Below are 24765 nucleotides of genomic sequence, written 5' to 3' on the forward strand. Positions count from 1 at the left end.
CGGGGCGTTACGTCCGCCCGAGCCGCCTTACGAACATGTAGGTCGCCGCGGCGATCACGATCGAAACCGCCGAGACCACCCAGAAGCCCATCGGCGTATTGACCATGGGCAGGCCACCGACATTCATGCCGAACAGGCCTGATATGATGGTCATCGGCAACAGCACCGCCGTCATCACCGACAGCACATAGAGCAGCTGGTTGGACTGCATTGTCAGCTTGGCCATCAACTCGTCCTGCAGCAACCTTGCGCGTGCCTGCAACTGCTCGCCGTCGTGATAGAGCGTGTGTGCCCGGTGCGAGAGCCTTGTCGCCATGTCATTGATCCGATCGGGCAGCTCATTGCGATGCGAATGGTCGAGATGGCGAAAAAGGTTTGTGAGCGTCGCCATCTGCCGGTGGATGACCACCAGTTGACGGCGCGCCTCGACCAGCGACTGCCGCTCGCCGTGCCAGGCATCGCGCACGATACGGTCCTCGATGCCGTCCAGCGTATCGCCAAGACCGTGGAGCTCGGCCGCCATGCCGTCGAGCGACTGGCCCATGACCGCTTCGACCAGGTCGGCGGGGGAGCGGAATTTGCGCGAGCCGCTCTCCACCGCCTTGCGGATGAGATCGACCGATTCCAGTGGCTGCTTGCGCGCGCCGATCAGCGTGTTATCGTTGAGCGCAAAACGGAAATGGCCGAGCCCGCGCGCTTCCGCCGAATAGTCGTGGCGCAGATCCGGCAGGTCGCCATAAAGCCAGGCATCCTCGAGATCGATGTGGCAACCCTGGCTGGCGCCGAGGAAAGCTTCGCGAACCGGCCCGGGCAGAGCCTGCTCGGCGGCGATCTCATGACGGGCGCGCAGGTCGGACAGCTGGTAGCTGCGCCATGTCCATGCAACCTCGGCCGCGTCCTTGGTGCGCAGGCCCTCGGCGGTGAAATGGTAGATGAAGAACAGCCCGTGCTCGTCGGGCAGGCAAGGCGACAGGCCTTCCGTGTTGAGAGCAATGTTCACGGCTCGCCTCGCCAAGAAATTTCGACCAGGTTCAGATTTCGACTATGCCGACGCGCGGATGCCGACCCGTCCTTCGTAACACGAGTGAGGCGGGTTCCGTGTGACGGTTTCTTGACAGGCGATCACAGTTTGTCGAGCAGCGTTTAGAGTGTTTGCTGCTATCGCCGACGAATGGAGCTCACCCATCGCAACGGTCCGGTCAATCGCCAGCCGCGTGACGCAAGCGCCGCATCGCGCTCCGCCACCAGGTCGTCTCGGATCCTGGCCAGCGCGCTACGCTCGGCTACGAGGCCGTCTTGGGCCAGGGCGAGCGCGTCACGCTCCGCCATGAAGCTGTCTCGGGCTTGGATGAGGTCCTGCTGGGCGTGAGCAAGCGCATCACGCTCCGCCATGAAGCTGTCTCGGGCTTGGATGAGGTCCTGCTGGGCGTGAGCAAGCGCGTCACGCTCCGCCATGAAGCTGTCTCGGTCTCGGATGAGGGCCTGTTGGGCGTCAGCGAGGGCGTCACGCTCGACGATGCCCTTTTCCAGTTCGCCGTGTAGCCGTTTAGCGGCCAGGTTCCCTGCGGCAACGGCCTTGCCAACCACATCGCAGCTCTCATCGAACGTCGCCCGCACCCTGTCGAGCTGGTCGCGCAAGTCCTGGCTGTCGCCTTCAGACGCCATACTGCGCAAAATGGCATAGGCACTGCGGACTAACGGCGTGGCATCCGGATGGTTTTGCAGATCAGCGACCGAGGCCCGCTGATGATGCAGATCCTTGTCCAGGAACTCGGCGATTGCGGCGTCGGCGTGATCGGACGTGACAGGCCAGACGATTCCGGTCTCCCTGGCCGCGCGGTCCATCTGATGTCGCCAGTCGCTCAACAGGTCTTCGTGGCGCAGGATACAGCGCGGCATGTGTCGCGAATGATGCTCCGCTTCGAGCACGTGCCTGAGCCACAGCATGAACGCTGTCGGCAGTGCCATTTGATCCCGTTCCTGCAGCGAACAGGCGACTTCGAGCGGGTTGCGAACAGGCAGAAATGCGATCGGGTCAATCCTGAGATCGGCCAGGATCGAGGCTATGAAGGGAAGGAACCGGCAGATCCGCGGATCCTTGACGAAAAACAGGGGGGCATCGCCGAACTCGCTGGCAATGATCGCCGTCATCATGGGCCGAAATCGCTCGGCTGCCGGCGACTGCAGCCACTGCCGATCTAGCGGCAGCCAATCTTGCCAGGAGGAGGCCGCCGCCGTGAGCAGGTGGTCGTCGGCGATGGTGAGTGGGGTACTTTCCCAATGTCCCTTGGGATTGTGGAGGCTCCCGGGCAGCAGATGTTTCGGCGGCGTGGCTCCATGCGCGGCGACGAGGGCGCCGAGCGCCGAGGTGCCGCTGCGGTGCATTCCGAGGACCAGGATCGCCGTCCTTGGTTCCGACGCGATCTCGCCCTTCGCGGCCGTCAATCGCTCGCGCGGATTCATCTCCCCTTTGTCTCGCTCTCCAAATTTCCGTTCCCGCCCAATGTTCTCCGATAACCAACTGCGAAGCGGGCTGCAAATGGAAATCGTCGCCAACGTGCTTACATTGCGCACAAGACGGAGCTCAAGAAAAGCTGGACAGATCGAAGTCAGCTGCCCCAACGCTACAGATCCTTGCCAAGCAGATGCAGTCGATCAGTGGCTTCGCATTGGACTTCTGCTTCTGGGCCAGGCTGGCCTTGTTGCTGTCGCCGATCCAGGTGTTGCCCAGTGTTTCGTAGCCGGCAGCCTTGAGCGCCAGCACGACGCGGCGCAGTTGGTGCGCCAGGCCGACGACACCAACCGGGCTCAATTCCTGGCCGCCTGCGCCAAGGCCGGCTTCGTCCTCACATCTTGTCAATTACAGACTGCACGCCTTCCGTCGGCGCATCGACCGACGACCCCGCCACCATGATGGCGGCGACGATGGCCTCGGGGTCTTCGACCACCAGCGGCTTGACCCGTTGCGCGGTGTGGATGAAGCCTTCGCTGGCCATATGGTCGAGCAGCGCCAGCATCGGATCCCAGAATCCTTGAACGTTGGCGAAGACGATCGGCTTGCGGTGATGGCCGAGCTGGCCCCAGGTCATGATCTCGACGATTTCCTCGACCGTGCCGATGCCGCCGGGCAGCGCCACAAAGGCGTCGGATTTCTCGAACATCTTGTGCTTGCGCTCGTGCATGTTGTCGGTGATCAGCAACTCGTCGAGCCGGTCAAGCGCGGTTTCGGTCGCCTCCTTGTTGATGAGGAAGCGCGGAATGATGCCCGTTACCTTGCCGCCGGCCTTGAGCGCGCCTTCGGCGACTGCGCCCATAATGCCTTTGGTGCCGCCGCCATAGACCAGCCGCAGGCCGGCTTTGGCGAGCGAGCGGCCAAGCAGGTGCCCGGCCTTGGCATAGATTTCATCGCGGCCCGGAGACGAGCCGCAATAGACGCAGACGGATCGAATCGTGTTCATTCGTGATTGGTGATTGGGTCTGAATGCGGGGTCAAGCCCCAAGGGCTGACAAGCCCGGGCTTTTTCTTGTCGGTGCCGGCAAAACACGCTAGACCGGCTTCAGGTGGCTAAGGGGTAGGGGAAATATGGCTGGTAATCCATTGAAGGCGTTTCTGTTCGCGGCCGGTGGGACCGTCGCGGTCGTCGGAACCGCCTATGTATCGGGCGCACTCGACCCGTATCTGAATCCCACGCCGCCTGCGGCGATTGCATCGCTGACGCCGCCGGCTGAAAAGCTGGCCGATCCGGGGACCGAGGGAAGGCTGCCGCCGGCGCCCGCCGCGCCCACCGATGCCAAGGCTCCCGCAGCACCCGCGCCTGCCGACGCAACGGCTCCCGCGACCGAAGCTGCGGCTCCGGCGGCACCTGCCGCGCCCGCTGCTGCCCCAACAACCCCAGCGCCGGCCGCGGCCGGCCCGGTTGCGCCGAGCTTCGACGTCGTGCGCGTCGAAAGCAACGGCTCGATCGTCGTTGCCGGCAATGCTGCGCCCAATTCGAAGATCGAGATCCTCAACGGCTCCTCGGTGCTTGGCTCGACTGTCGCCGGTCCGGACGGCGCCTTCGTCATCGTTCTCGACGATCCGCTGAAGCCCGGCGACTATACGATTGCGTTGCGCGCGACGGCCGGCGATGTGGTTACCCCTTCCGTGCAGACCGCCGTCGTTTCGGTTCCCAAGGACGCCGCCGGCCAGGTGCTGGCGATGGTCGAGGAACCCGGCAAGCCGGCCGAGCTGCTTAGCGTCCCGGCGCCTGAGACCAAGCCCGCGGCACCGGCCGCCGGCGATCAGGCCGCTGCCCCAGCCGCTGAGGCGCCTGCTACGGCTGCGCCTGCCGTGGCCGCTGAAACAGCACCTGCTGCTCCGGCTGTGGAAGCCGCAACTGCCCCTGCAGCGCCAGCAGTACCTGCAGCGCCGCCGGCGGCAGGCGTGGCTGCACCCAAGATCGTCGTCGAGGCGGTCGAGATCGACGGCAACAAGATCTTCGTCGCCGGTCTGGCTGACGCCGGCCGCAAGGTGCGCGCCTATGCCAACGATATCCTGCTTGGTGATGCGGTGACCTCGCCCGACGGTCATTTCCTGGTCGAGGCGACGCGCGACATCCCGGTCGGCAGCTACACCATCCATGTCGACGGTCTCGACGCCGACGGCGTGAAGGTCGTGGCCCGCGCCGCCGTGCCGTTCGAGCGCGAACCCGGCGAAGCGATCGCCGCCGTGGCGCCCGCGGAGGCCAAGCCCACCGAGACCAAGCCCGCCGAAGCAAAGCCTGCTGAGCCGGCCGCACCGGCTGCTGCCGAAGCACCGGCCGCTCCGAAGCCTGCGGCGCCAGCCACTATCGCGGCTGCCCCTGCGAAGCCCGCACCAGCTGCTGCCGCGTCCGCACCAGCCGCTGAAGCGCCGGCTCCGGCTGCCCCGGCGGTTGCCGGGGCACCTGCGGCACCGGCAGCGCCTGCCGCTGAGGTTCCAGCCGTCGTCGCGGCGGCAACGCCCGATGTGCCAGAGACGGTGGCGCCAAAGCTTGAACATGCCGACGGCGCGGTGATCATCCGCAGACACGACACCCTGTGGCGGATCTCGCGGCGCGTCTACGGTCACGGCGTGCGCTTCTCGACCATCTATCTCGCCAACCAGGACCAGATCAGCGATCCCGACCGCATCTGGCCCGGGCAGGTGTTCAAGGTTCCGGAAAAGTCCAAGGAAGGCGAAGCCGCCGACCTCAAGGCGATGGGCGAGCAGGTGACAACGGCGCCGGTGAAGACGCAGTAGCGGCCGAGCGCTTGATCTCCCCCCTTGAGGGGGAGATGGCCGGCAGGCCAGAGGGGGTCGCCGCGCATAGAACGCCGACCTTCTCTTTGCTGCAAACGACGTTGCGTCAGGACGTACCGACCCCCTCTGTCGCCTTCGGCGACATCTCCCTCTCGAGGGGGGAGATTAGGTCGCTCTACCCATCGGGTTAGCTTGCCACGCACCCGTTCATCGTCTATCGCCGATGAACGATGGCAGACTCGCTCGCTGAACCAGACCACGCAAACTGCGCACCGCCCCAAAGCCGCGCCGTTGCCGCCCGCTTCGCGGCACTCTCGCATCCGGCGCGCATCGAGATCCTTAGACATCTCTCGGCCAGCAATTCCTGCTGCTGCCGCGAGGTGGTCGATCATCTCGATCTGGCGCAGTCCACCGTGTCCCAGCATCTGAAGATCCTGGTCGAAGCCGGGCTGGTCCGCTTCCAATCCGACCGTCAGCGCTCGCGCTACGAAGTCGACCGCGCCGCGCTCGCCGACGTTTCCGCATCGCTGACCGCACTCGTCAATTCCTGCTGCTCCGGCCGCTGACCTCTCACCCCAAAGGCAAGACAAGTGGCAGAAAAAACCGTTTCCGATAGCTCGACCTTCGGCACCTTGCGCAATCTGTGGCCCTATATGTGGCCGGCCGACCGCCCCGATCTCAGGGCACGCGTCACCTGGGCGACGCTGCTTCTGGTTGTTGCCAAGCTGACGCTGGTTGCCGGGCCCTATTTCTTCAAATGGGCGACGGATGCCCTAGCCGGCGACGCCAAATCGCCGCCGCCGCTGCCATCCTTCCTGCTGGCGCCGGTGATGCTGGTCGTCGCCTACAATGTCGTGCGGCTGGTGCAGCTTGGCTTCAACCAGCTGCGCGACGCGCTGTTTGCCCGCGTTGGCCAATATGCGGTGCGCCAGCTCGCCTTCCGCACCTTCGTTCACATGCACCAGCTGTCGCTGCGCTTCCACCTCGAGCGCCGCACCGGCGGCCTGTCGCGCATCATCGAGCGCGGCACCAAGGGCATCGAGACGATCGTGCGCTTCATCATGCTGAACACGGCGCCGACCATCCTCGAATTCGCGCTGACCACCGGTATCTTCGCCTACACTTATGGCTGGAAATATGTGGTCGTGGTGGCAGCCACGGTGTGGCTCTACGTCTGGTTCACGGTTCGCGCCAGCGACTGGCGGATCTCGATCCGCCGCGACATGAACGACAGCGACACCGACGCCAACACCAAGGCGATCGACTCCCTGCTCAACTACGAGACGGTCAAATACTTCAACAACGAGGGTATGGAGGCTGAGCGCTTCGACCGTTCGATGGCGCGCTATGAAATGGCGGCGACCAGGATATGGACCTCGCTCGGCTGGCTGAATTTCGGCCAGGGCATCATCTTCGGTCTCGGCACCGTCATCGTCATGTGCATGTCGGCGCTGGAGGTGCAGGCCGGCACGCAGACGGTCGGCGATTTCGTCTTCATCAACGCCATGCTGATGCAGCTTTCGGTGCCGCTCAATTTCATCGGCTTCATCTACCGCGAAATCCGCCAGGGGCTGACCGACATTGAGCAGATGTTCGACCTGCTCGATGTGCCGCAGGAAATCACCGACAAGCCGGATGCCAAGCCGCTCACTGTTACAGCCGGCAAGGTCGAGTTCCGCGACGTGCACTTCGCCTACGACCCCAGCCGCAAGATTCTGAAGGGCGTCTCCTTCGAGGTTCCGGCCGGCAAGACGGTGGCCATCGTGGGCCCGTCCGGCGCCGGCAAGTCGACGATTTCGCGGCTCTTGTTCCGCTTCTACGACGTCCAGGGCGGTCAGGTGCTGATCGACGGCCAGGATGTCCGTGATGTGACGCAGGCGAGCCTGCGCGGCGCCATCGGAATGGTGCCGCAGGACACCGTGCTGTTCAACGACACCATCGCCTACAACATCCGTTACGGCCGCATCGGCGCCAGCGAGGAAGACATGCAGAAAGCCGCCGAGCTTGCCCAGATCGGCCCGTTCATCGAACGACTGCCCGAAGGCTACCGCTCGATGGTCGGCGAGCGCGGGCTAAAACTGTCGGGCGGCGAAAAGCAGCGCGTGGCGATCGCCCGCACCATCCTGAAGGCGCCGCCGATCCTGATGCTCGACGAGGCGACCTCGGCGCTGGACAGCCACACCGAACAGGAGATCCAGGCCGCCCTCGACCTGGTCAGCAAGGGCCGCACCACCATCGTCATTGCCCATCGCCTATCGACGGTGATCACGGCCGACGAGATCATCGTACTCAAGGACGGCGAGATCGCCGAACGCGGCACCCATGCCGAGCTGATGCAAAAGCATGGCCTCTACGCGTCGATGTGGGACCGCCAGCGCGAAGCGACAGAAGCCGAAGAGAGGCTTCGAGTTGCACGCGAGAGCGATGAGCTGGGTGTGGTTGTGCGCAGGCGGACTTCGGAGGTGAGCTAGGCGGCGGAGCGCCGATCTCCCCCCTTGAGGGGGAGATGTCGCCGAAGGCGACAGAGGGGGTCACCGCGCGTGGAGCGCTAACCTTCATCGGTCGCAAGGGGGGCGCATCCAGTCGACCGACCCCCTCTGGCCTGCCGGCCATCTCCCCCTCAAGGGGGGAGATATGCAGCGTCGTCGCCATCATCACCACCGAAAATTTCCCCTTGACCTCAACCTAAGTTGAGATCGCAAACCCTTTCCTGAGCCACCGAACCCAAGTCGTTCAAGAACGGAGACAGATTCAAATGGATAAACTTGCCGAGGCAGCCGTGTTCAGGGTCGACAAATTCGTCGTTCCTGCCGAGGCCCGTGAAGAAATCCTTCGCAAGGTCAGGGCGACTCATGAATTGCTGCGTCTGCAGCAAGGCTTCGTCTAGGATTTCGTGCTCGAGCAATTTTCGGGCCCGGGCGAGTTCAACCTGGTCACCATTGTCGAATGGGAAAACCAGGCGGCCGTCGACAATGTCGTGCCGATCGTCAAGGCAGCCCATGAGCGGGCGGGCTTCAACCCGCAGGAGACCATTGCCCGGCTGGGTGTGAAGGCCGATATCGCCAACTATCAGCGTCTACCCGAGATGTAAGACGGCCAGCCGACGCCATGTGCGGGCGCTTCGACGCTCAGCACCTGGCCAGTGCGGGCATCGCTGATCATGTTCTCGAAACCACGCCATTCGGCGGCGACGATGAACAGTGTCGTGCCATCCGGCCCGCCCAGCATGCAGGCAAAGCAGCCGCGATCGGCATCGACTGTCTGCAACACCTCGCCACCTTCGCGCACCCGCACGCAGCGCTTGTTGGGAACATCCGCGTACCAGGCAGCCCCTTCGGCATCGAGGCAGATGCCGTCGGGAAAGCCATCGAGATCGGCCCAGACCCGGCGGTTGGAAAGCCCGCCATCCTCCGCGATATCGAAGGCGGTCAGCCGGTTGGCATGCGACTCCGCCACGATCAGTGTCCTGTTGTCCGGCGTCACCGCCATGCCGTTGGCGAAAGCGATGTTCTCGGCCACTTGTCGAACCGAGCCGTCCGGCGTGATCAGCACGATGGTGCCGGGCCCGAAATGCTCGCCCGGTGCAGGCGCCGACCCGCCGCCATTGACATAGATGTTGCCGCGCCCGTCGACGACGATCTCGTTCCACGGGCTGTTTGACAGTTCTCTCAAATCGGCATGGGTGGCGAGCGTGCCATCCGCCTCCTGTCGCAGCAACAAGCCATCCCGACCCGAGACGATCAGCAATCGGCCATCCGGCAGCCAGTCGATGGAATAGGGCAGGGTGGCTGGTATCTTGAGCAGGATCTCGCTGTCGCCGTCTGCATCGACGGCGACGATCTCGCCGGTGCCCCAATTGCAGAGCCACAGCCGTCCGTCATGCCAGCGCGGCGACTCCCCGAACGCGAGGCCGGCGGCAACGAGACGCGTCTGGTTCAGCATTTTGGGGTAACTCCTTGTTGGGTGCGCAATCATGGCAAGGAACCATGATCGCCGTCTCACCAAGGACGGGTGAGGGGTGGTTTTGCCGACAGCAAGCCTACTTTTTCTCCGTCAGGAAGAACGTGCCATCGGCATGGCCGTTGGCACCGCATGACAGGGGCTCCGATCTGCCATCCTTGCCGGCGCCGCTCTGCTCGACGACAAGCGCATCGCCGTCGCGTCGGAAGGTAAAGACAAAACCGGTTGGGTTGTCGTTGTCGACGGCACGGTCGACCAGCCGCAGAGTGTTGCGCTCCTCGACCGTGCCGTCGATCTCGCATGACCCACTTCCCGAGACTGGATTGGAAACGACATCTTCCGAGATTTCGACCTTGCCTCCGCCAACAGCCTTGATGTCGACGCTGCCGCGCACGCTGCTCCATGTGCCGATCAAACCTGCATCGGGGGGCTTGCGTATGCCGGACAGGAAGGTTGCGCGGTCGCGCAGGAATTCGCCGAGATCGAAAGTCTGCTGGTCCTTGGGCGTGTTCTCGTTGAAACCGGCGATCTGATCGCGATAGGCGATGAAATCGCTTTGGTCGTCCCGCAGCGCCTTGCCGGCATGAGCATCGAGCCTCTTCAGCAGCGCGGCATAATTCTTCGCGAGGTCGGCATCGGCTTGCGCCAGGACCGGATCGGCGCAAATGGCCTTTTCCGCCACGCTGGCGGCCTTGGCGCAGTCGAAGGATGGCTTGCCTTGCGCAACTGCGTGGTCGCTCGCTGCCACAAGTACGGTCAAAACGGCACCCACGGCTGACGATCGTATGGCAACAAGATACGTTTTGCCTGAATTTGGCGCCATGGCAGTCGGCCTTTTCGCCGCGCGTTCAGCCGGCGTTGGCCCGAATTCTGGCGGCAAAGCAGCCGACAGGCAAGCACGTCACCGTTCCTGCCGGCTGCGGACGATGCGGCCTTGCCCAATGTTGCGTTGCGGCAGCGGAGCCTTTCCGGTATTGAGGCCGGACCTGAAACAGGGACCGCCCCATCCCATGAGCCCCATCCGATGAGCCTTGTCGATTCGATCAAGAATGCCTTCGTTCCGATCCATCGCGAGGGCTATCCGTTCATTGCCGCCTTTGGTGCGGGCACGCTGTTCCTCGGCTATTTCTCCTCGGTGCTGTTCTGGATCGGCCTGATCCTGACCGCCTGGTGCGTCTATTTCTTCCGTGACCCCGAGCGTGTCACCCCGGTCGATGACAGGCTGGTGGTCAGTCCCGCCGACGGCGTCATCTCGGCGGTCGGCCCGGCCGTGCCGCCGCGCGAGCTTGGCCTCGGCAACACCGAGATGACCCGCATCTCGGTGTTCATGAACGTCTTTTCCTGCCATGTGAACCGCGCTCCGGTGCGCGGCCGCATCACCAAAATCGAGCACCGGCCGGGCAAGTTCCTCAATGCCGAACTCGACAAGGCAAGCTCGGAGAACGAGCGCAACGGGCTGGTCATAGACAGTCCCAACGGCATCGTTGTCGCCGTGCAGATTGCCGGCCTAGTGGCGCGCCGCATCGTCTGCTGGGCCGAGACCGGCGGCTCCATTGCCGTCGGCGAACGCTTTGGCCTGATCCGCTTCGGCTCGCGCGTCGATGTCTTCCTGCCGTCGACCGCGGTGCCGCGCGTCGCCGTCGGCCAGACGGCGGTCGGCGGCGAAACCGTGCTCGCCGAATTCGGCGGCGTCGCCGCAACCCCGCTCGTCAGGATTTCGTAAGCGGTGGGCGCGCCGTTCAAAAAGTTCGAGGCCCATGGCAGCGGCGGCCCGCGCATCCGCGAAATTCCGATGCGCATGGTCCTGCCTAATCTGGTCACCGTGCTTGCCATCTGCGCCGGCCTGTCCGGCATCCGCTTCGGCTTCGAGGGCCGTTTCGAGCCGGCCGTGGTGATGGTGCTGCTCGCCGCCTTCCTGGACGGCATAGACGGGCGCCTGGCGCGCATGTTGAAGGCGACATCCAAATTCGGCGCGCAGATGGATTCGCTGGCCGACATCGTCAATTTCGGCGTCGCGCCGGCACTGGTGCTCTACGCCTTCCTGCTCGACCGCGCCGGCTCCTTCGGCTGGATCGCAGCTCTTCTGTTCACCATCGCCTGTGGCCTGCGGCTGGCGCGCTTCAACGTGCTCGACGAAGACCATGACCGGCCGATCTGGCAGAGCGAATACTTCGTCGGCGTGCCGGCGCCGGCCGGCGCCGTGCTGGTTATGCTGCCGCTCTATCTGTCCTTCCTGCGGCTCGGTCTCGAGCCGGACCGCCTGACGGCATTCGTCGCCACCGGCTTCACTGTGCTGGTCGCTTTCCTGCTGGTCAGCCGGCTGCCGGTCTATTCCGGCAAAAGCCTGAAAGTGCCGGGCGACAAGGTGCTGCCGATCATCCTGGCGGTCGTTCTCTACGTCCTGCTGTTGATGACCTATCCCTGGTACACGCTGACCGCCTCTGTCGCAGGCTATCTCATCTTCCTGCCTTTCAGCGTGCGGGCGTATTCGAAGCGCGCCAAGCGCGAGGGCGAAAAAGTGCCGCCGTCGGATATTGGGTAGTTGTTATCTCCCCCCTTGAGGGGGAGATGTCGCCGAAGGCGACAGAGGGGGTCGGTACGCCCCGGACGCGACCTCGTTTGAGCGAAGAGGACGTCGGCGCTTCACGCGAGGCGACCCCCTCTGGCCTGCCGGCCATCTCCCCCTCAAGGAGGGAGATACGCTAAGCCGCCAGGCCCAGCCCCAGCTTCTCGATCGCCAGGTTCCGCGTCGAGACATAATCCGTCTTACCGGAACCCAGCACCGGGATCTCCTCGACCTTGACGATGTCGTTGGGCACCATCAGTTCGGCCGCACCTGCCTTCTTGCCGAAGGCGCGCAGTTCTTCCGGATCGGCGTCGTCGGCGGTGGTGACCAGCACGATGCGCTCGCCGCGCCTCTTGTCCGGCACCGCCACCGCGGCGTGGCGCTCTTCCGGCCACAGCGACTGCACCAGCATCTCGACGGCGCCCAACGACACCATCTCGCCAGCGATCTTGGCGAAGCGTTTTGCCCGGCCGCGAATGGTGATGAAGCCTTCGCGGTCGACCGAGACGATGTCGCCGGTGTCGTGCCAGCCGTCCAGCGGCTGCAATTCGCCGGGCCGGTCAGCGGTCATGTAGCCCATCATCAAATTCGGCCCGTCGAGCCACAGGCGGCCGGCACCCTCGATACCCTCGACCAGTTCGAGCTTCATGCGCATCGCCGGCAACAGCCGTCCGACCGTGCCGTCGCGACCATGGATGGCGGTGTTGACGGCGACGACGGGAGCGGCCTCCGTCAGCCCGAACCCCTCGATCATCGAGGCATCGAAGCGCTCGCGATAAACGCGCCGCGTCTCCGGCTTCACCGCTTCCGCGCCGGCGACGACGAAGCGCAGGCTGGAGAAATCGCCATCCTTGGCGGTGCGGGCATAGTTGGCGAGGAAAGTGTCGGTGCCGAACATGATGGTCGGCTTCACCTTGCGGGCGATCTCCGGGATGATCTTGTAGTGCAGCGGTGACGGGTAGAGGAACAGTTTCACCCCGGTCACCAGCGGCAGGATGGTACCGCCGGTCAGGCCGAAAGAGTGAAAAACCGGCAGCACGTTGAGCAGGATGTCGGACGGCGAAATGGTAATGCGCGCCTCAGCCTGCATGGCGTTGGCGTGGAGATTGCGATGCGACAGCACCACGGCCTTGGGCGTGCCTTCCGAGCCTGAGGTGAACAGGATTGCGGCGGGCTTGGCCGCATCCTGTCGCTGCAGCGGGAACCGCCAGAGCACCGCTGCTGCGAGCTTTTCCAGCGTCGTGACGCTTGCGCGCACATCCTCCAGCCACAGCATTTTGGCGCCGCCGGCCTCGATCGCGGCGATGATGTCGGCAAGCGCCGCCTTCTCGACGAACGCGCGCGAGGAAACCACCGTTCGGATGACTGCCGTGCGCACCGCGGCGGTTACGCTGGCCGGCCCTGCCGTGTAGTTGATCATCGCCGCTACCCGGCCGGCCGAGAGCAGGCCGACGAAGGACAGCACCACGCCATTGGCGTTGGGCAGCAAAACCCCGACCGCTTCGCCGGGCGCCGCCACCGCCTCGAAACGGCGGCCGAGCACGCGCGCGCCGATGAACATTTTTCGATAGCTGAGCGAGCCGCTGATCACATCCTCGATGATCGGATGCGAGGCGCCGGTGCGATCCGCGGCATCGCGCATGGCCAGGAACAGGCCGCGATCGAGGTTGCTGCCATAAAGCCGCGCCTCGGCGATGCGGTCGAACAACGCATTTGTGTTGGAAGCCTGGTCGGGGTTGCGCGCCACCAGTTCGGCAATCGTCATTGACTCCAGCACGCTGATCGAGAGTTTTGGGAACCAGTGGCGCGGCGCCCGGTTCTTTGGCGTCAAGGAAACCGGCAGGTCGCGCGAGCCGGTGACGAATATCGGCACGATGCGGGCGTCGGCCTGCATGGCGATGCGGGTGACGGCGCGGAACAGGCGAAACGTCTTCACATCGGGCTCGACGTCATCGGGCAGATAGACGGCAAGCCGGCCTTTACCCTTCAGCACCCTGACCAGCCGCCGGCTGACGAAGAGATGCTCGGCGTTGAAGGCGATGGTGCGGCCAAGCTCGCGCCAAGGCTCCATCCAGGGCGAGCGCGCCGAGGCCTCGTCGAGAATGTGCAGCGTGTCGTCGGGCAGCAGCGACAGCATCAGCGCCGGCTCGAAGCGTGACTGGTGCGAGACCACATAGATCACCGGCGTCGGCGCGTTGCGGGCAATGCGGATGCGCCGGTCATCGATCCGGTAGGCGAGCTTGAACGGCACATAGAGCAGCGCCTGGGTAAAGCGCAGGTCGAGACGAAACGTCTCGATAGCGCCAATCAGCAGCCAGGCCAGCACGAGGCCTGCAAGCAGCGCCAGTGTCAGGATCATGCCGCGTCTCTCCCAACGGTCCGGTATGCGGCTCTTCGTCCGCTTCGAGAGCAGAGGGTAGCGCAATGGGGAGCAAGGTCAATGCGCGGGTGCGAGGGAGCGGTGTTCCACCTGACCTCACCAGGCAATGACCCAAACGCAGGCCTTGAAATGTTGCGACACGTGTCGTAAATAGAGCGACACGTGACGGAGAGGTAATATGGCCAGTTCCCCGCTGGGTTTTGCCGAGGCACCACATATGGAGCCGGAGTTCGAACGAATGGTCGACCTGTTTGGTGGACGGAAGGTTCTTGGATTCTCGGTAGCCAGTCCTCTTGAGGCACATGAAATGATCCTGCATGGAATTCCGGGCCAGGCGCTCGAAAGCCTCGTCAGGCATCTGATGGTCATTGATCCCGCCGATGCGTTTGAGACCGCATTCGGCATGAGCGAGCGGACATTTCAGCGGCACAAATCGGATCACTCCAAGACCCTCAGTCGGGAGCAAGGTTCCAGAACCTGGAACTTCGCCAAGCTCCTGACAAAGGCCACGTCCGTGCTCGGGACTCAGGAAGACGCGGAAAAATGGATGATCGAGTCTGCCATGGGTTTGGACAATCGCCGGCCGATCGATCTGCTGGCCACGGCGGCGGGCACTGCGCTTGTGCAGGAGTTTCTTGAGCGGCTCGACTATGGTGTCTACGCGTGACGCCTTTGCCGGGCTCCCTCGGAACAGGGCAGTTGTTGGGCTGGAGGCTTGATCACAGACGCTTCAAGGCGAGCTGGGACAGTGGCGAAGGAGCCTTCAAGCTTGGGGGAAGGTGGAACAGCAAAGGGATCAGAGCCGTATATGCGTCCATCGACCCATCGACCGCCATTTTGGAGGTGGCGGTCCACAAGGGGTTTCGCACGCTGGATACTGTCCCTCACGTGCTGACGGCATTCGACATCGTCGATCCATCAGAGATTTATGTGGTCCAAACCGACGATATTCCGAACGCGAACTGGCTGCGTCCCGGCATCCCGGGCGCGGGACAGCAGCAGTTCGGCGATGGTCTGCTGGCAAAGCATCCGTTCTTTCTGATCCCCAGCGCGGTATCCCAGCACAGCTGGAACCTGGTGTTCGATCCCAACCGGGCGGCAGGCCTTTATAGCTTGCATCTCCGGGAAGATTTCGCGCTTGATACAAGGCTTCATCCTCCCGCTGGGTAGCAATCAGGCCGTGGCCTTCAGCCGCCCACTGATGAACCGGAACTCCTGCGACTTGCCGCCATAACCGTAAGCAGCGGCCGGGACTTCATGCACGAAGGCATAGCTTTCCTCGTGCACACCACCCAGCAACTTACCAAAGGCCTCAAAGATCGCCTTCAGATAGGCTTCCAGCTCCAGCTTGGTGTTGGTGCCGTCGACCACCTTGATGTCGAGCCAGAACGTATTGGCGCCATGCTCTGCCAGCGATTTGCCGCCGGCGAACCAGTGCTGCGGGTCGATATAGGTGACAGCGACGGCGGTGATCGTCGGGTCCTTGCGCAGATGGGCTGCGGTCAGGCCGGTGATTTCCTTGGCGATTGTGGCGGACAGCTTGGCGTCGGGCTTGCCGGTGACGCTGATGTTGATGATGGGCATTTTTCTCTCCTTCGTTTGAGCGGCGTCTGTTTGCCGTTGGAGAGACAGTGCCACCGTCTTTAAATCAAAAAAATCGAATTGTTTCGAACAAAAGGTTCTGTATTATCGAAGTATGCAAGCTCTCGATCCCGATCTGCTCAAAACCTTCCTTGCCTTTGTCGATGGCGGCTCGCTGGCTCAGGCTGCGTCTGTTGTCGGCCGCTCGCCCTCGGCGGTGACCGCGCAGATGCAGCGTCTGGAGGAGATCGTCGGCGAACCGCTGCTGGTGGCGCAGGGGCGCGGGCGCGGGCTGACGCCGGCCGGCGAGGATCTTGTCGGTCATGCCCGCCGCATTCTTGCCGTGCACAGCGAGGCCTGGCTGGCGCTCAAGGGCGCGCGTGCCGCCGGTCGCGTCGCTATCGGCACGACACAGGATTTCGCCGATAGCGGCCTGCCGGAGCTGCTGCGCGCGTTCGCGACCAGCCATCCACGCGTCAGGGTCGAACTCCGCGTCGGCCGTTCGGCCGAGCTTGGCGAGGCGCTGCAGGCCGGGCAGCTCGATCTGGCCGTTGTCATGCGCAAGACGCCGGCCAATGACGAAGTCGGGCTGTTCAGTGAGCCGATGCTGTGGCTGTGCTCGCAAAAAGGGCTTGCCGTGCGGGAAGAGGAATTGCCGCTGGCGCTGCTCGACCCCTATTGCGGCTTTCGCGAAGCAGCACTCGCGGCCCTCGATGCTGCCGGCCGCCGCTACCGCATTGCCGCCGGCAGCGCCAGCCTTGCCGGCTTGCGCACGGCGGTCAATGCCGGCATCGCGCTGACCTTGCGCACCGCCCGCTTTGCCCATTCAGGCATTGCCGAAGCACCGCGCGAATTCGCCCTGCCGCCGGTGCCGACAGCGCAATTCGCGATAAAACTCGGCCAGGGCGCCGAGCGGCCGGCGCGCGATCTTGCCATCCTGCTCAGCGACAACCTCGCCTTGCCCGGCTTTGCCGGCTGATGTCCAAAGAAAAAGCCGACCTTTACGGTCGGCTTTGAGGAAGACGGGTCGAGGGGTTTGGGGGGACTTGGGGGGTGACCCGTCGCACATAAAACTGCCTGATCCGCATGATGGTTCCATGACTTGGAAAATAATTATTGGGTTGCCGCACTTTTTCTCGCGGCCAGCCAGTCGCGCACCGCATGGGCGAAAACCGCGCACAGTACTATGGCGCCGCCGATCAGGCTGGCGGCCGGCGCGATCTCGCCGAGGAACAGGAAGGCGAACAGGATCGCAAACGGCACTTCGGCGGCACCGAGAAGGCCGGACTCAGGCGCAGGGATCAGCCGCGAGCCTTCCGTCCACAGGATCGACGCCGCTGCGAACGATCCTCCGAAGGCGACGAGCAGCACGGCGTCGGGAGCAGAAATCGCCAGGGGGTCGGTGACGAACCAGCCGAGCACGAACAGCAGAAGCGCCGAGACTGCGCCCGCCCACACCACCGGCGTGTCGCGGAAGGCGCGCACCATGATCATGTAGAGCGCGCTGCCGGCGGTCATCAGCAGCGCGAGCCCATCGCCAAACAGATGACCGCTGCCGAAGCCGGAGCCGACCATGATCGCTACGCCGCACAGCGAAACGGCGGCGGCGGCAAGCGTCTGCGCCCGGAACGGCTCGCGCACCAGCACGAAGGCGAGCAGCGCGGTGATGAAAGGCGCGGTGGCGTAGATGACCGCGACATTGGCGACATAGGTGAATTTGAACGCCGAGATGAAGGCGATGCTGGCCGCGGCGCCCTCGAGGGCCAGCAGCCAGCCGCGCCAGCCAAGCCGCAAGCTTTCCCGCCCGCCGGAGCGGCGCCGGCGCCACAGCACATAAAAGGTGATCAGGATCGCGCCGACAAAGCCGCGCCAGCAGGTGATGGTCAGCGGGTCGGCGTGGATCGATTTGGTCAGCACGCCGGTGAGGGCGAAGAAAGCCGCCGAGGCCGCCACCAGCATGATGCCGAGCGTACGCTCGGCAGCGGTATCTGTGGTGCCTGGGCCGTCGAGCGCTTCCGTCATCTCAGCAGCCTATCCGTCTTCTCCTGCCACCATGCTGTCAGCACGGGGGTACTCATAGCCGCTTGCGGAAATGCTCGTTGCCGATGATCAGCAGGCCGGCGCCGACGATCAACGCCGCCCCCAGAAACACCTCGCGACGCGGCACGTCGCCCCAGATCGCAAAGCCGAGCCCGAAGGCCCAGACCAATGAGGTGTATTCGAACGGCGCCACGATCGACACCGGCGCCCGCTTCATGCCTTCGAACAGCATAAATTGCGCCACGCCGCCGAGCGCGCCGACGCTGATCAAAAGCAGCAACTGGCGCCAGTCCGGCATCTGCCAGACCAACAGCACCGGCACCGTGGAAAACACCAGGAAGTAGAAATTGTTGAGCACAAGCTGGATCAGCGTACGCTCGGCCAGCGCCGTCTTGCGCAACAGCACCACGGCAATGCCCCACAGCACTGCCGCAGCCAGTACCAAGAGCATCGGCACGGACAAGCCGAGACGAGTGGGATCACAGGCGATGAAGACGCCGACGAAGCCGATGAACACCGCCAGCCAGCGCAACAGCGGCACCTTTTCGCCAAGCATCACCACCGACAGCACGGTGACGATGATCGGGGCGGCGTAATAGATGGTGGTGAGTTCGGCCAGCTGCAGGGAGCGGGCCGCGTTGTAGTAGCAGAGCCAGGCGCCGAGCGTGAAGGCGCTGCGCACCAGCATCGGCCGCACGATGGGCGAGCGCATTGTGTCGGCAAAGATGGGCGGTCCGCCGATTGCAGCACAGCCGATAAGCACAGCGATCGAGCGGAAGAACATGATCTGCCAGACGCTGATGCCGACGACCAGAAGCTTGATCGCGGCGTCCTGCGTCGAAAACAGGAAATAGGCGCAGCCGGTGAACAGGATGCCGGCAAGCACCCTTTCGCGGGTTTCCAGAATGGCAATATCGGCCATGCGGCGTGTCCGGCGCTGTCAAGAGGACGAAGAAGAAGCCTGCCCCAATCAGGCTCCCATTGCAGGCTATACGGGCGAAAGCCTGCGGGGCGCTACGCCAGTGGCAAGCTTGCGTTGGCGCAGCCGCCTGGCCGACAGCGTGGGCACGCCGTTCACTGTGTTGCCTGGTAGAGCTGTGAAGCGGCCTCCTTCAGGGCGCGCCGGCCGCCCGGCCTGAGATACATCATGTGGCCGCCTTCGACGACGTCGAGACGGATGGGTTTTGCCGCGCCCAGCGTCGGGATTTGGCTCACCAGATAGCGTGAGGCCAGATAGGGCGTGACCAGATCGGTGTCGCCGTTGACGATCACCACGCCGAGCCCCGGGTTGAGCGAGCGCGCCCGCTGCAGATCGTCCATCACCCCGGCATAGCCTTGCCGCGAGCCGCCATAGTCCCAGGCGTGGGTCACATCGCCATTGAGCAACCTGTAGCTGACATCGGTGCGAAAATTCAGCTCGTCGCGCGCATAACCGACAAAGGCCGAGGTCAGCGCCGGCACGCTGCGGTCGAGCACCGGATCCGGGCCGGCGCTGCGGGCGCTCTCCGGGGCGATGTCGCTGGTGGCGATGGTGCCGTCATACGGGCTGAGCACTTTTCCACTGGGGCGCTGGAATTCGCGCGCGAACAGGGCGGTCGGGATGCGGGCGAAATTGCGTTGCACGAGGTCGAGCGGCAGGCCGGTGATCTCGGCCACGCGCTGGCTGGCCAGCCGCCCACCCTGTTCCAGCCCGCCGGCCAGAGCGGTGAGGTAGTCACCCATAGCATAGTGTTCGACCTCGGCGAGCTTTTCGCGCAGCGCCTCGCCGCTGAGGCCTTCGCTGCGCAGGCGCACCGCCGCCAGCGAGGGCAGTTCCAGCGCCCAATGCAGTGGCTGGAATTCGTCGGGCAGCACCAGCGTGAACTCCAGTGCAGGCGAGATCAGCACGATGCCGTTGGGGCTCAGGCCGACATCTTCCTGCAGGGTCCTGGCGAGAAGTGCCGCGCGGAACCCGCCATAGCTTTCGCCGGCAAGGAAGAGCGGCGATCCGGTGCGGCCGTTCTGGGCGAGATAGAGCCGGATGAAAGCGCCGATCGAACTGGCGTCCTGGCTGACGCCCCAAAAATCTTTCGTGTCCTGGCCGGGGGCCTCGCGGCTGTAGCCGGTGCCGACCGGATCGACGAAGACGAGGTCGGTCATGTCGAGCCAGCTGTCGGGATTGTCGATCAGCTTTTGCGGCGGCGGCAGGAATTGGCCATCGGCGCCGGTCGCGACGACACGCGGGCCGAGTGCGCCGAGATGCAGATAGGCGGATGCCGCGCCCGGGCCGCCATTGAAGACGAAGGTGATGGGGCGAGCCTTCTCCGCGCCCGCCAGTGGCGGCAGCGTATAGGCGACATAGAAGATTTCCGCGGTGACCTCGCCCTTGCCGGATAGCAGTGACAGCGTGCCGGCCTTAGCCTGATAGTCCAGCTTGCGCCCGGCAATGGTGATTGAATGGCTGGTCGTCTGCGGTGCCGGCAGCAGCGACAGCACGCCGCCTGCCGGTGCGGGGCGCTCGGGCGTTTCGGCGAGGACTGGCTGCGCGAAGGCTGCAAGCACCAACAGGGTAAGCGAGATCAGTTTCAGCTTGAACGGCATGATGTCTCCGCGGGAATGACTCTGCTTAGGTATGGCCGGGGCGGTCGAAGTCAAAGTAACTCTTCGTGAGGTAGCATTCCTTCAGCCCCCTCTGTCCTGCCGGACATCTCCCCCCACAGGGGTGGAGATTGGATGTCGCGACCGCCTTCGCTAATCGCCGGCGTAGAAAGCGCCATCGGCGAAGCTGCAGATCTCCCCCCTGTGGGGAGGTGGCCGGGCCAGAGGGGGGCGCTGTCTCGCTGGCATATCAGTGCTATCAAAGCGCGACGGACTCGAAAAGGAATGCAACATGGACGCCACCGCACTCAAGGCCATGCAGGCACCGATCAAGGAGGCTTATCGCGACGATTCCTCGCGAGCGCTGATCACGCTTCGCGCCAAAGGCTCCATCGACGACCAGTCGATTGCCTGCAAGGTCGAGACGGGCAGGGCGCTGGCGGTCGCCGGCCTGCATCCGGCGACCGGCGGTTCCGGGCTCGAATTGTGTTCGGGCGATATGCTTTTGGAGGCGCTGGTGGCGTGCGCCGGCGTGACGCTGAAGGCAGTGGCGACGGCGCTGGAATTCAGGCTTGGCGCAGCCACCGTCGAGGCCGAAGGCGATCTCGACTTTCGTGGCACGCTGGGCGTGGCCAAGGACGCCCCCGTGGGCTTTCGCGCCATCCGGCTGAATTTCAACCTCGACACCGACGAACCGCAGGAGCGCATCGATGCGCTGATCAAGCTTACGGAACGCTATTGCGTTGTGTTCCAGACCATCAACAGCAAGCCGGAACTGACGGTGAAGGCGCGGCGTTGACGCTGCCAATCTCCCCCCTTGTGGGGGAGATGCCTGGCAAGGCAGAGGGGGGCGCTGTCCCGCCGGCCTTTCAAATTTCTGGAGGCCAAGCTCTATACGTTCGGATCGGCAGATAGGCAAAGTAGCCAAGGTTAGCGTTCCTTCGCGCCCCCCTCTGGCCTGCCGGCATCTCCCCCACTTGGGGGGAGATCAGCAGCGTCGATGCCTCGCCCTACTGCGCCGCCGGCTCTTCCGCATCACCCTCATCGGTGAAAGGCGAGGCGCTCGGCACGCAGTTGACCGCCCAGCCGGCCGGCGTCGGCTGCTTCTGATATTCGGTAATCGCGTTTGTGCACTGTTCGCGGGTGTCGAAGGTGCTGGGCAGCACCACCATGCCGCCTTGCGGGCCGGCGATCACCAGGTACCAGACCAATGCTACGCTGGGAGCAGCCATGGGAATTCCTCGCTTTGCTGGGTGTCGGAGTCGGGTCGACCCTAGCAACTCCCGGCTGATGGCGAAAGCAGGGCGATGGGGGAGGGACCTGCCGGACCATCACAGACCCGTGAACGAACCGCTCCCAGACGTCTCTCAGTTCGCGGCAAAGCAGTAGAACAGGCCGTCGCCGCCGGTGCCTTTCAGCGCCTCCTGGCTGCAGCCGCCGCGCGAGGCATGCGAGGAGTTCCAGGATTTCGCCGCCGCCGACTCATCAAGGCCGGTGCGGTCGTGATGGCCCATCATCGCCGCGCCCTCCGCCCCGCTCAAGGTCCAGTCGCCGCAGGTCTGGTCGGCGATCTTGGTGCCGTCAGGCTTCGAGCCGGTCAATATGTCGTGCCGGTTCGGCTTGTCGCCGCGGCCATTGACCACTTGGCCCTTCTCGGTCAGCGCCGTCTGCTTGTTGATGGCGTTGGCGTCGCTGTGCAGCGAGGCGACGTCATCGGCAATCTTCTCGCCCTTGGCGTTGACCCAGGGACCCTTGCCGATACGGTCGCGCGCATCGACATTGGCGCTCGAGAGATAGGCGTGCCATTCCTTGCCGGTAACCCCAGCCGCTTCCGCCAGCGAGGCGCAATGCGCGTCGGCACCCTTGAGACCGCCGAGATCGGCGCCTTTGCCGGAACCGACGCTGGTGACGAAGAAACTCATCTTTGCGTCTTGCGCCAGCGCCACGCCGGCTGTGGCGGCAATCGCGGCGGCGGCAACGAGAAGAAGTCTACGCATGTCGGTCCTCCGGTTTCGAATGTCCTACATTCGAAGAAACGTAACTGGAGGCCTGTTTAATCCCGCTACAACCCGGTTTATTCCGGCTGCCGGTAGGCGACGAAGCGGTTGTTCTTGACCTGGAAGATCAGCCCCGTCTCTTTCATCTCGGGGCTCGCCAGCGGCACGATGCGTTTTGCCACCTCTGAGGGGTGCGGCAGCGTTTCCGGATCCTCGCCGGGCGCGGCCTGCGCACGCATGGCGGTGCGGGTGGCGCCGGGGTCGACGGCATTGACGCGGAGCGGCAGGCTCTGCGTCTCATGCGCCCAGGAACGCGTCATGGCTTCCACCGCCGCCTTCGACGCCGCATAGGGCGCCCAGAAGGCGCGCGCCGAATGCGCGGAGCTGGAGGACATGAGAATGGCGCGGCCGGCGTCGGACAGCCTGAGCAGCGGGTCGACCGAGCGGATCAGCCGCCAGGTCGAGGTGACATTGATGGTCATTACCTTCTCGAAGGTTTTGGCCTCGACATGGCCGATCGGCGAGATGACGCCGAGCACGCCGGCATTGGCCACCAGAATGTCGAGCTTGCCCCAACGCTCGTGAATGGCCCCGCCCAACCGGTCGATGCCGGCCATGTCTGAGAGGTCGAGAGGCACCAGCGTCGCTTCGCCCTTGCCGGTTTTCGCGCGTTCGGCCTTGATCTGGTCATCGAGTTCTTCCAGCCCGCCGACGGTCCGGGCAACCGCAATGACATGGGCGCCAGCGGCGGCAAGTTCCCTGGCGATGAAGTAGCCGATGCCGCGCGAGGCGCCGGTAACGACCGCGACGCGGCCGGAGAGGTCGAGGGTCATGCGAGCGCTTTCAAGGATAGCAGTTGGGCTTTACGCCCCGTTGTTCGCCAGCAGCGACAGCGTGCGCACATTGTCGTGGCCTTCGAAGTCGAGCAGGCGGGTCGGGTACTGGCCGGTGAAACAGGCGTCGCAGAATTGCGGCTGCTCATTGTCGCGGCTGGCTTCGCCGACGGCGCGGTAGAGCCCGTCAATGGTGAGGAAGCCGAGCGAATCGACACGGATGAACTCGGCCATTTCCTCGATCGACATGCGCGATGCCAAAAGCTTCGACTTCTCCGGCGTGTCGACGCCGTAGAAGCACGACGCGCTGGTCGGCGGCGAGGCGATGCGCATATGCACTTCCTTGGCGCCGGCGTCGCGCACCATCTGCACGATTTTCTGGCTGGTGGTGCCGCGCACGATCGAATCGTCGACCAACACCACGCGCTTGCCCTCGATCATCCGGCGGTTGGCGTTGTGCTTGAGCTTGACGCCCATATGGCGGATCGAATCGCCGGGCTGGATGAAGGTTCGGCCGACATAGTGGTTGCGGATGATACCGAGTTCGAAGGGGATGCCTGCCGCCTGGGAGAAGCCGATTGCCGCCGGCGTGCCGGAATCCGGCACCGGCACGACGATATCGGCCTCGACCGGGCTTTCCTGCGCCAATTCGGCGCCGATACGCTTGCGCACTTCGTAGACATTGCGGCCTTCGACCGAGGAGTCCGGGCGGGCAAAATAGACATATTCGAAGATGCAGAAGCGGGTCTTCTGCGGCTCGAAGGGGAACAGGCTCTCGATGCCCTTCGAGGTCACCACGACCATTTCGCCGGGCTTCAGGTCGCGCACGAAGCGGGCGCCGATAATGTCGAGCGCGCAGGTTTCGGAGGCCAGGATCCAGGCGCCGTCGAGGTCGCCGAGCACCAGCGGGCGGATGCCGAGCGGATCGCGGCAGCCGATCATCTTCTTGGAGGTCATCGCAACCAGCGAGAAAGCGCCTTCAACCTGACGCACGGCGTCGATGAAGCGCGAATTCAAATCGCGTTCCTTGCTGGTGGCAACGAGATGCAGCAGCGTCTCGGTGTCGGAGGTCGACGAGAAGATCGCGCCCTGTTTCTGCAGCGCGCGCTGCACGGTCATGGCGTTGGTGAGATTGCCGTTATGGGCGACGGCAAAGCCGCCATCGGCGAGTTCGGCGAAGAAGGGCTGGATGTTGCGCATGCCGGCGCCGCCCGTCGTGGCATAGCGCGTGTGGCCGATGGCACGGTTGCCTTGCAGGCTGTCGATGACGTGCTGCTTGGTGAAGGTGTCGCCGATCAGGCCGACATGGCGTTCGACATGGAACTGCGTGCCGTCATAGGAGACGATGCCGGCCGCTTCCTGGCCGCGATGCTGCAGCGCATGCAGGCCTAGTGTGACGATGGCCGCAGCGTCCTGCCGGCCGAAAATGCCGAACACCCCGCATTCATCGTGGAAATGATCGTCTGCTTCGGCGGAAAGGACGTCGTCCGCGTCTGCCTTCGAAACTGCCATGGGGCTCAAGCTCCGCTAAAATGGCCATATAGTGCGATAGCACCGCGAAAGCAACGTAG

24 protein-coding genes and 1 pseudogene are annotated in these 24765 nt (G+C 64.2%); 10 read left to right on the forward strand and 15 right to left on the reverse strand.

Features of this window, described 5'->3' with window-relative positions; translation table 11 throughout:
• Positions 1 to 7: 7 nt before the first annotated feature.
• The 4 genes from AC3CCE_RS28540 to AC3CCE_RS28555 all read right to left on the reverse strand — a co-directional run bounded on the left by AC3CCE_RS28540 (position 8) and on the right by AC3CCE_RS28555 (position 3458).
• A complete protein-coding gene (locus tag AC3CCE_RS28540) occupies positions 8 to 1000 on the reverse strand; it encodes a transporter (RefSeq protein WP_023824154.1) in 993 nt (330 codons plus the stop codon).
• A 158-nt stretch (positions 1001 to 1158) separates the two neighbouring features.
• Positions 1159 to 2463 (reverse strand): sulfotransferase family protein, encoded by a 1305-nt coding sequence (locus tag AC3CCE_RS28545; RefSeq protein ID WP_352625986.1) that lies wholly within the window; start codon positions 2461 to 2463, stop codon positions 1159 to 1161.
• A gap of 121 nt (positions 2464 to 2584) precedes the next feature.
• Positions 2585 to 2860, reverse strand: coding sequence for a hypothetical protein (locus AC3CCE_RS28550; protein WP_023727585.1), 276 nt, complete (start codon positions 2858 to 2860; stop codon positions 2585 to 2587).
• Entirely contained in the window at positions 2847 to 3458 is a 612-nt protein-coding gene (locus tag AC3CCE_RS28555; protein ID WP_023673582.1) for an LOG family protein, read from the reverse strand. Before AC3CCE_RS28555 ends, AC3CCE_RS28550 begins: the two co-directional genes overlap by 14 nt.
• Before the next feature lie 125 nt (positions 3459 to 3583).
• On the opposite strand from AC3CCE_RS28555, the gene AC3CCE_RS28560 reads away from it, so the two are divergent.
• From AC3CCE_RS28560 to AC3CCE_RS28575, 4 genes and pseudogenes are all read left to right on the forward strand, one after another.
• Complete coding sequence (locus AC3CCE_RS28560) at positions 3584 to 5260, forward strand: LysM peptidoglycan-binding domain-containing protein (RefSeq protein WP_352625987.1); 1677 nt, start codon at positions 3584 to 3586, stop codon at positions 5258 to 5260.
• 230 nt (positions 5261 to 5490) lie between these two features.
• Positions 5491 to 5826 carry an ArsR/SmtB family transcription factor gene (locus tag AC3CCE_RS28565; RefSeq protein WP_352459640.1) on the forward strand — a complete coding sequence of 112 codons (336 nt, stop codon included), beginning with the start codon at positions 5491 to 5493 and terminating at the stop codon, positions 5824 to 5826.
• A gap of 24 nt (positions 5827 to 5850) precedes the next feature.
• Complete coding sequence (locus AC3CCE_RS28570; protein ID WP_352625988.1) at positions 5851 to 7731, forward strand: ABCB family ABC transporter ATP-binding protein/permease; 1881 nt, start codon at positions 5851 to 5853, stop codon at positions 7729 to 7731.
• A 284-nt stretch (positions 7732 to 8015) separates the two neighbouring features.
• Positions 8016 to 8351, forward strand: a pseudogene (locus AC3CCE_RS28575) (antibiotic biosynthesis monooxygenase family protein).
• On the opposite strand, the gene AC3CCE_RS28580 reads toward AC3CCE_RS28575, so the two are convergent.
• The gene (locus AC3CCE_RS28580; RefSeq protein ID WP_352512290.1) at positions 8330 to 9202 is read right to left on the reverse strand and encodes an SMP-30/gluconolactonase/LRE family protein; all 873 of its coding nucleotides are present in this window, start codon (positions 9200 to 9202) and stop codon (positions 8330 to 8332) included. The pseudogene AC3CCE_RS28575 and the gene AC3CCE_RS28580 overlap by 22 nt on opposite strands.
• Positions 9203 to 9299: 97 nt before the next feature.
• Complete coding sequence (locus tag AC3CCE_RS28585) at positions 9300 to 9980, reverse strand: lysozyme inhibitor LprI family protein (RefSeq protein WP_352512288.1); 681 nt, start codon at positions 9978 to 9980, stop codon at positions 9300 to 9302.
• Between the two features lie 213 nt (positions 9981 to 10193).
• On the opposite strand from AC3CCE_RS28585, the gene AC3CCE_RS28590 reads away from it, so the two are divergent.
• Both AC3CCE_RS28590 and pssA read left to right on the forward strand, forming a co-directional pair.
• A complete protein-coding gene (locus tag AC3CCE_RS28590) occupies positions 10194 to 10943 on the forward strand; it encodes a phosphatidylserine decarboxylase (protein ID WP_280802221.1) in 750 nt (249 codons plus the stop codon).
• Positions 10944 to 10946: 3 nt separating this feature from the next.
• A complete protein-coding gene (gene pssA / locus AC3CCE_RS28595; RefSeq protein WP_023672701.1) occupies positions 10947 to 11762 on the forward strand; it encodes a CDP-diacylglycerol--serine O-phosphatidyltransferase in 816 nt (271 codons plus the stop codon).
• 160 nt (positions 11763 to 11922) lie between these two features.
• Here the strand turns inward: pssA and AC3CCE_RS28600 are convergent, their stop codons facing one another.
• Entirely contained in the window at positions 11923 to 14145 is a 2223-nt protein-coding gene (locus tag AC3CCE_RS28600) for an AMP-binding protein (protein ID WP_352625989.1), read from the reverse strand.
• Between the two features lie 199 nt (positions 14146 to 14344).
• Between AC3CCE_RS28600 and parS the strand changes: the two genes are divergently transcribed.
• Positions 14345 to 14833: a type II RES/Xre toxin-antitoxin system antitoxin gene (gene parS, locus AC3CCE_RS28605; RefSeq protein WP_023727360.1), complete on the forward strand. Its 489-nt coding sequence runs from the start codon at positions 14345 to 14347 to the stop codon at positions 14831 to 14833.
• A complete protein-coding gene (locus AC3CCE_RS28610; RefSeq protein WP_023689127.1) occupies positions 14830 to 15336 on the forward strand; it encodes an RES family NAD+ phosphorylase in 507 nt (168 codons plus the stop codon). Before parS ends, AC3CCE_RS28610 begins: the two co-directional genes overlap by 4 nt.
• Positions 15337 to 15339: 3 nt before the next feature.
• Here the strand turns inward: AC3CCE_RS28610 and AC3CCE_RS28615 are convergent, their stop codons facing one another.
• Positions 15340 to 15750 (reverse strand): tautomerase family protein, encoded by a 411-nt coding sequence (locus AC3CCE_RS28615; RefSeq protein ID WP_352521082.1) that lies wholly within the window; start codon positions 15748 to 15750, stop codon positions 15340 to 15342.
• 112 nt (positions 15751 to 15862) lie between these two features.
• Here AC3CCE_RS28615 and AC3CCE_RS28620 point away from each other — a divergent pair, with 112 nt between their 5' ends.
• Positions 15863 to 16726: a LysR substrate-binding domain-containing protein gene (locus tag AC3CCE_RS28620; protein ID WP_023689125.1), complete on the forward strand. Its 864-nt coding sequence runs from the start codon at positions 15863 to 15865 to the stop codon at positions 16724 to 16726.
• 134 nt (positions 16727 to 16860) lie between these two features.
• Here AC3CCE_RS28620 and AC3CCE_RS28625 read toward each other — a convergent pair whose 3' ends face one another.
• From AC3CCE_RS28625 to AC3CCE_RS28635, 3 genes are all read right to left on the reverse strand, one after another.
• Positions 16861 to 17769 (reverse strand): DMT family transporter, encoded by a 909-nt coding sequence (locus AC3CCE_RS28625; protein WP_352625990.1) that lies wholly within the window; start codon positions 17767 to 17769, stop codon positions 16861 to 16863.
• A gap of 52 nt (positions 17770 to 17821) precedes the next feature.
• Positions 17822 to 18709 (reverse strand): DMT family transporter, encoded by an 888-nt coding sequence (locus AC3CCE_RS28630; RefSeq protein ID WP_352625991.1) that lies wholly within the window; start codon positions 18707 to 18709, stop codon positions 17822 to 17824.
• 152 nt (positions 18710 to 18861) lie between these two features.
• Positions 18862 to 20367: a S10 family peptidase gene (locus AC3CCE_RS28635; RefSeq protein ID WP_352625992.1), complete on the reverse strand. Its 1506-nt coding sequence runs from the start codon at positions 20365 to 20367 to the stop codon at positions 18862 to 18864.
• A 289-nt stretch (positions 20368 to 20656) separates the two neighbouring features.
• Between AC3CCE_RS28635 and AC3CCE_RS28640 the strand changes: the two genes are divergently transcribed.
• Positions 20657 to 21163 (forward strand): OsmC family protein, encoded by a 507-nt coding sequence (locus AC3CCE_RS28640; protein WP_352625993.1) that lies wholly within the window; start codon positions 20657 to 20659, stop codon positions 21161 to 21163.
• A gap of 211 nt (positions 21164 to 21374) precedes the next feature.
• Here the strand turns inward: AC3CCE_RS28640 and AC3CCE_RS28645 are convergent, their stop codons facing one another.
• The 4 genes from AC3CCE_RS28645 to purF form a co-directional block, all read right to left on the reverse strand.
• Positions 21375 to 21596 carry a hypothetical protein gene (locus AC3CCE_RS28645; protein ID WP_023689120.1) on the reverse strand — a complete coding sequence of 74 codons (222 nt, stop codon included), beginning with the start codon at positions 21594 to 21596 and terminating at the stop codon, positions 21375 to 21377.
• Between the two features lie 135 nt (positions 21597 to 21731).
• The gene (locus AC3CCE_RS28650; protein WP_023708609.1) at positions 21732 to 22361 is read right to left on the reverse strand and encodes a hypothetical protein; all 630 of its coding nucleotides are present in this window, start codon (positions 22359 to 22361) and stop codon (positions 21732 to 21734) included.
• Between the two features lie 77 nt (positions 22362 to 22438).
• The gene (locus AC3CCE_RS28655; protein ID WP_023829035.1) at positions 22439 to 23194 is read right to left on the reverse strand and encodes an SDR family NAD(P)-dependent oxidoreductase; all 756 of its coding nucleotides are present in this window, start codon (positions 23192 to 23194) and stop codon (positions 22439 to 22441) included.
• 30 nt (positions 23195 to 23224) lie between these two features.
• On the reverse strand, positions 23225 to 24706 hold the full coding sequence (gene purF / locus AC3CCE_RS28660; RefSeq protein WP_023672714.1) for an amidophosphoribosyltransferase: 1482 nt from the start codon (positions 24704 to 24706) through the stop codon (positions 23225 to 23227).
• Positions 24707 to 24765 lie beyond the last annotated feature (59 nt).

The organism is Mesorhizobium sp. P160187 (genome assembly GCF_057766425.1).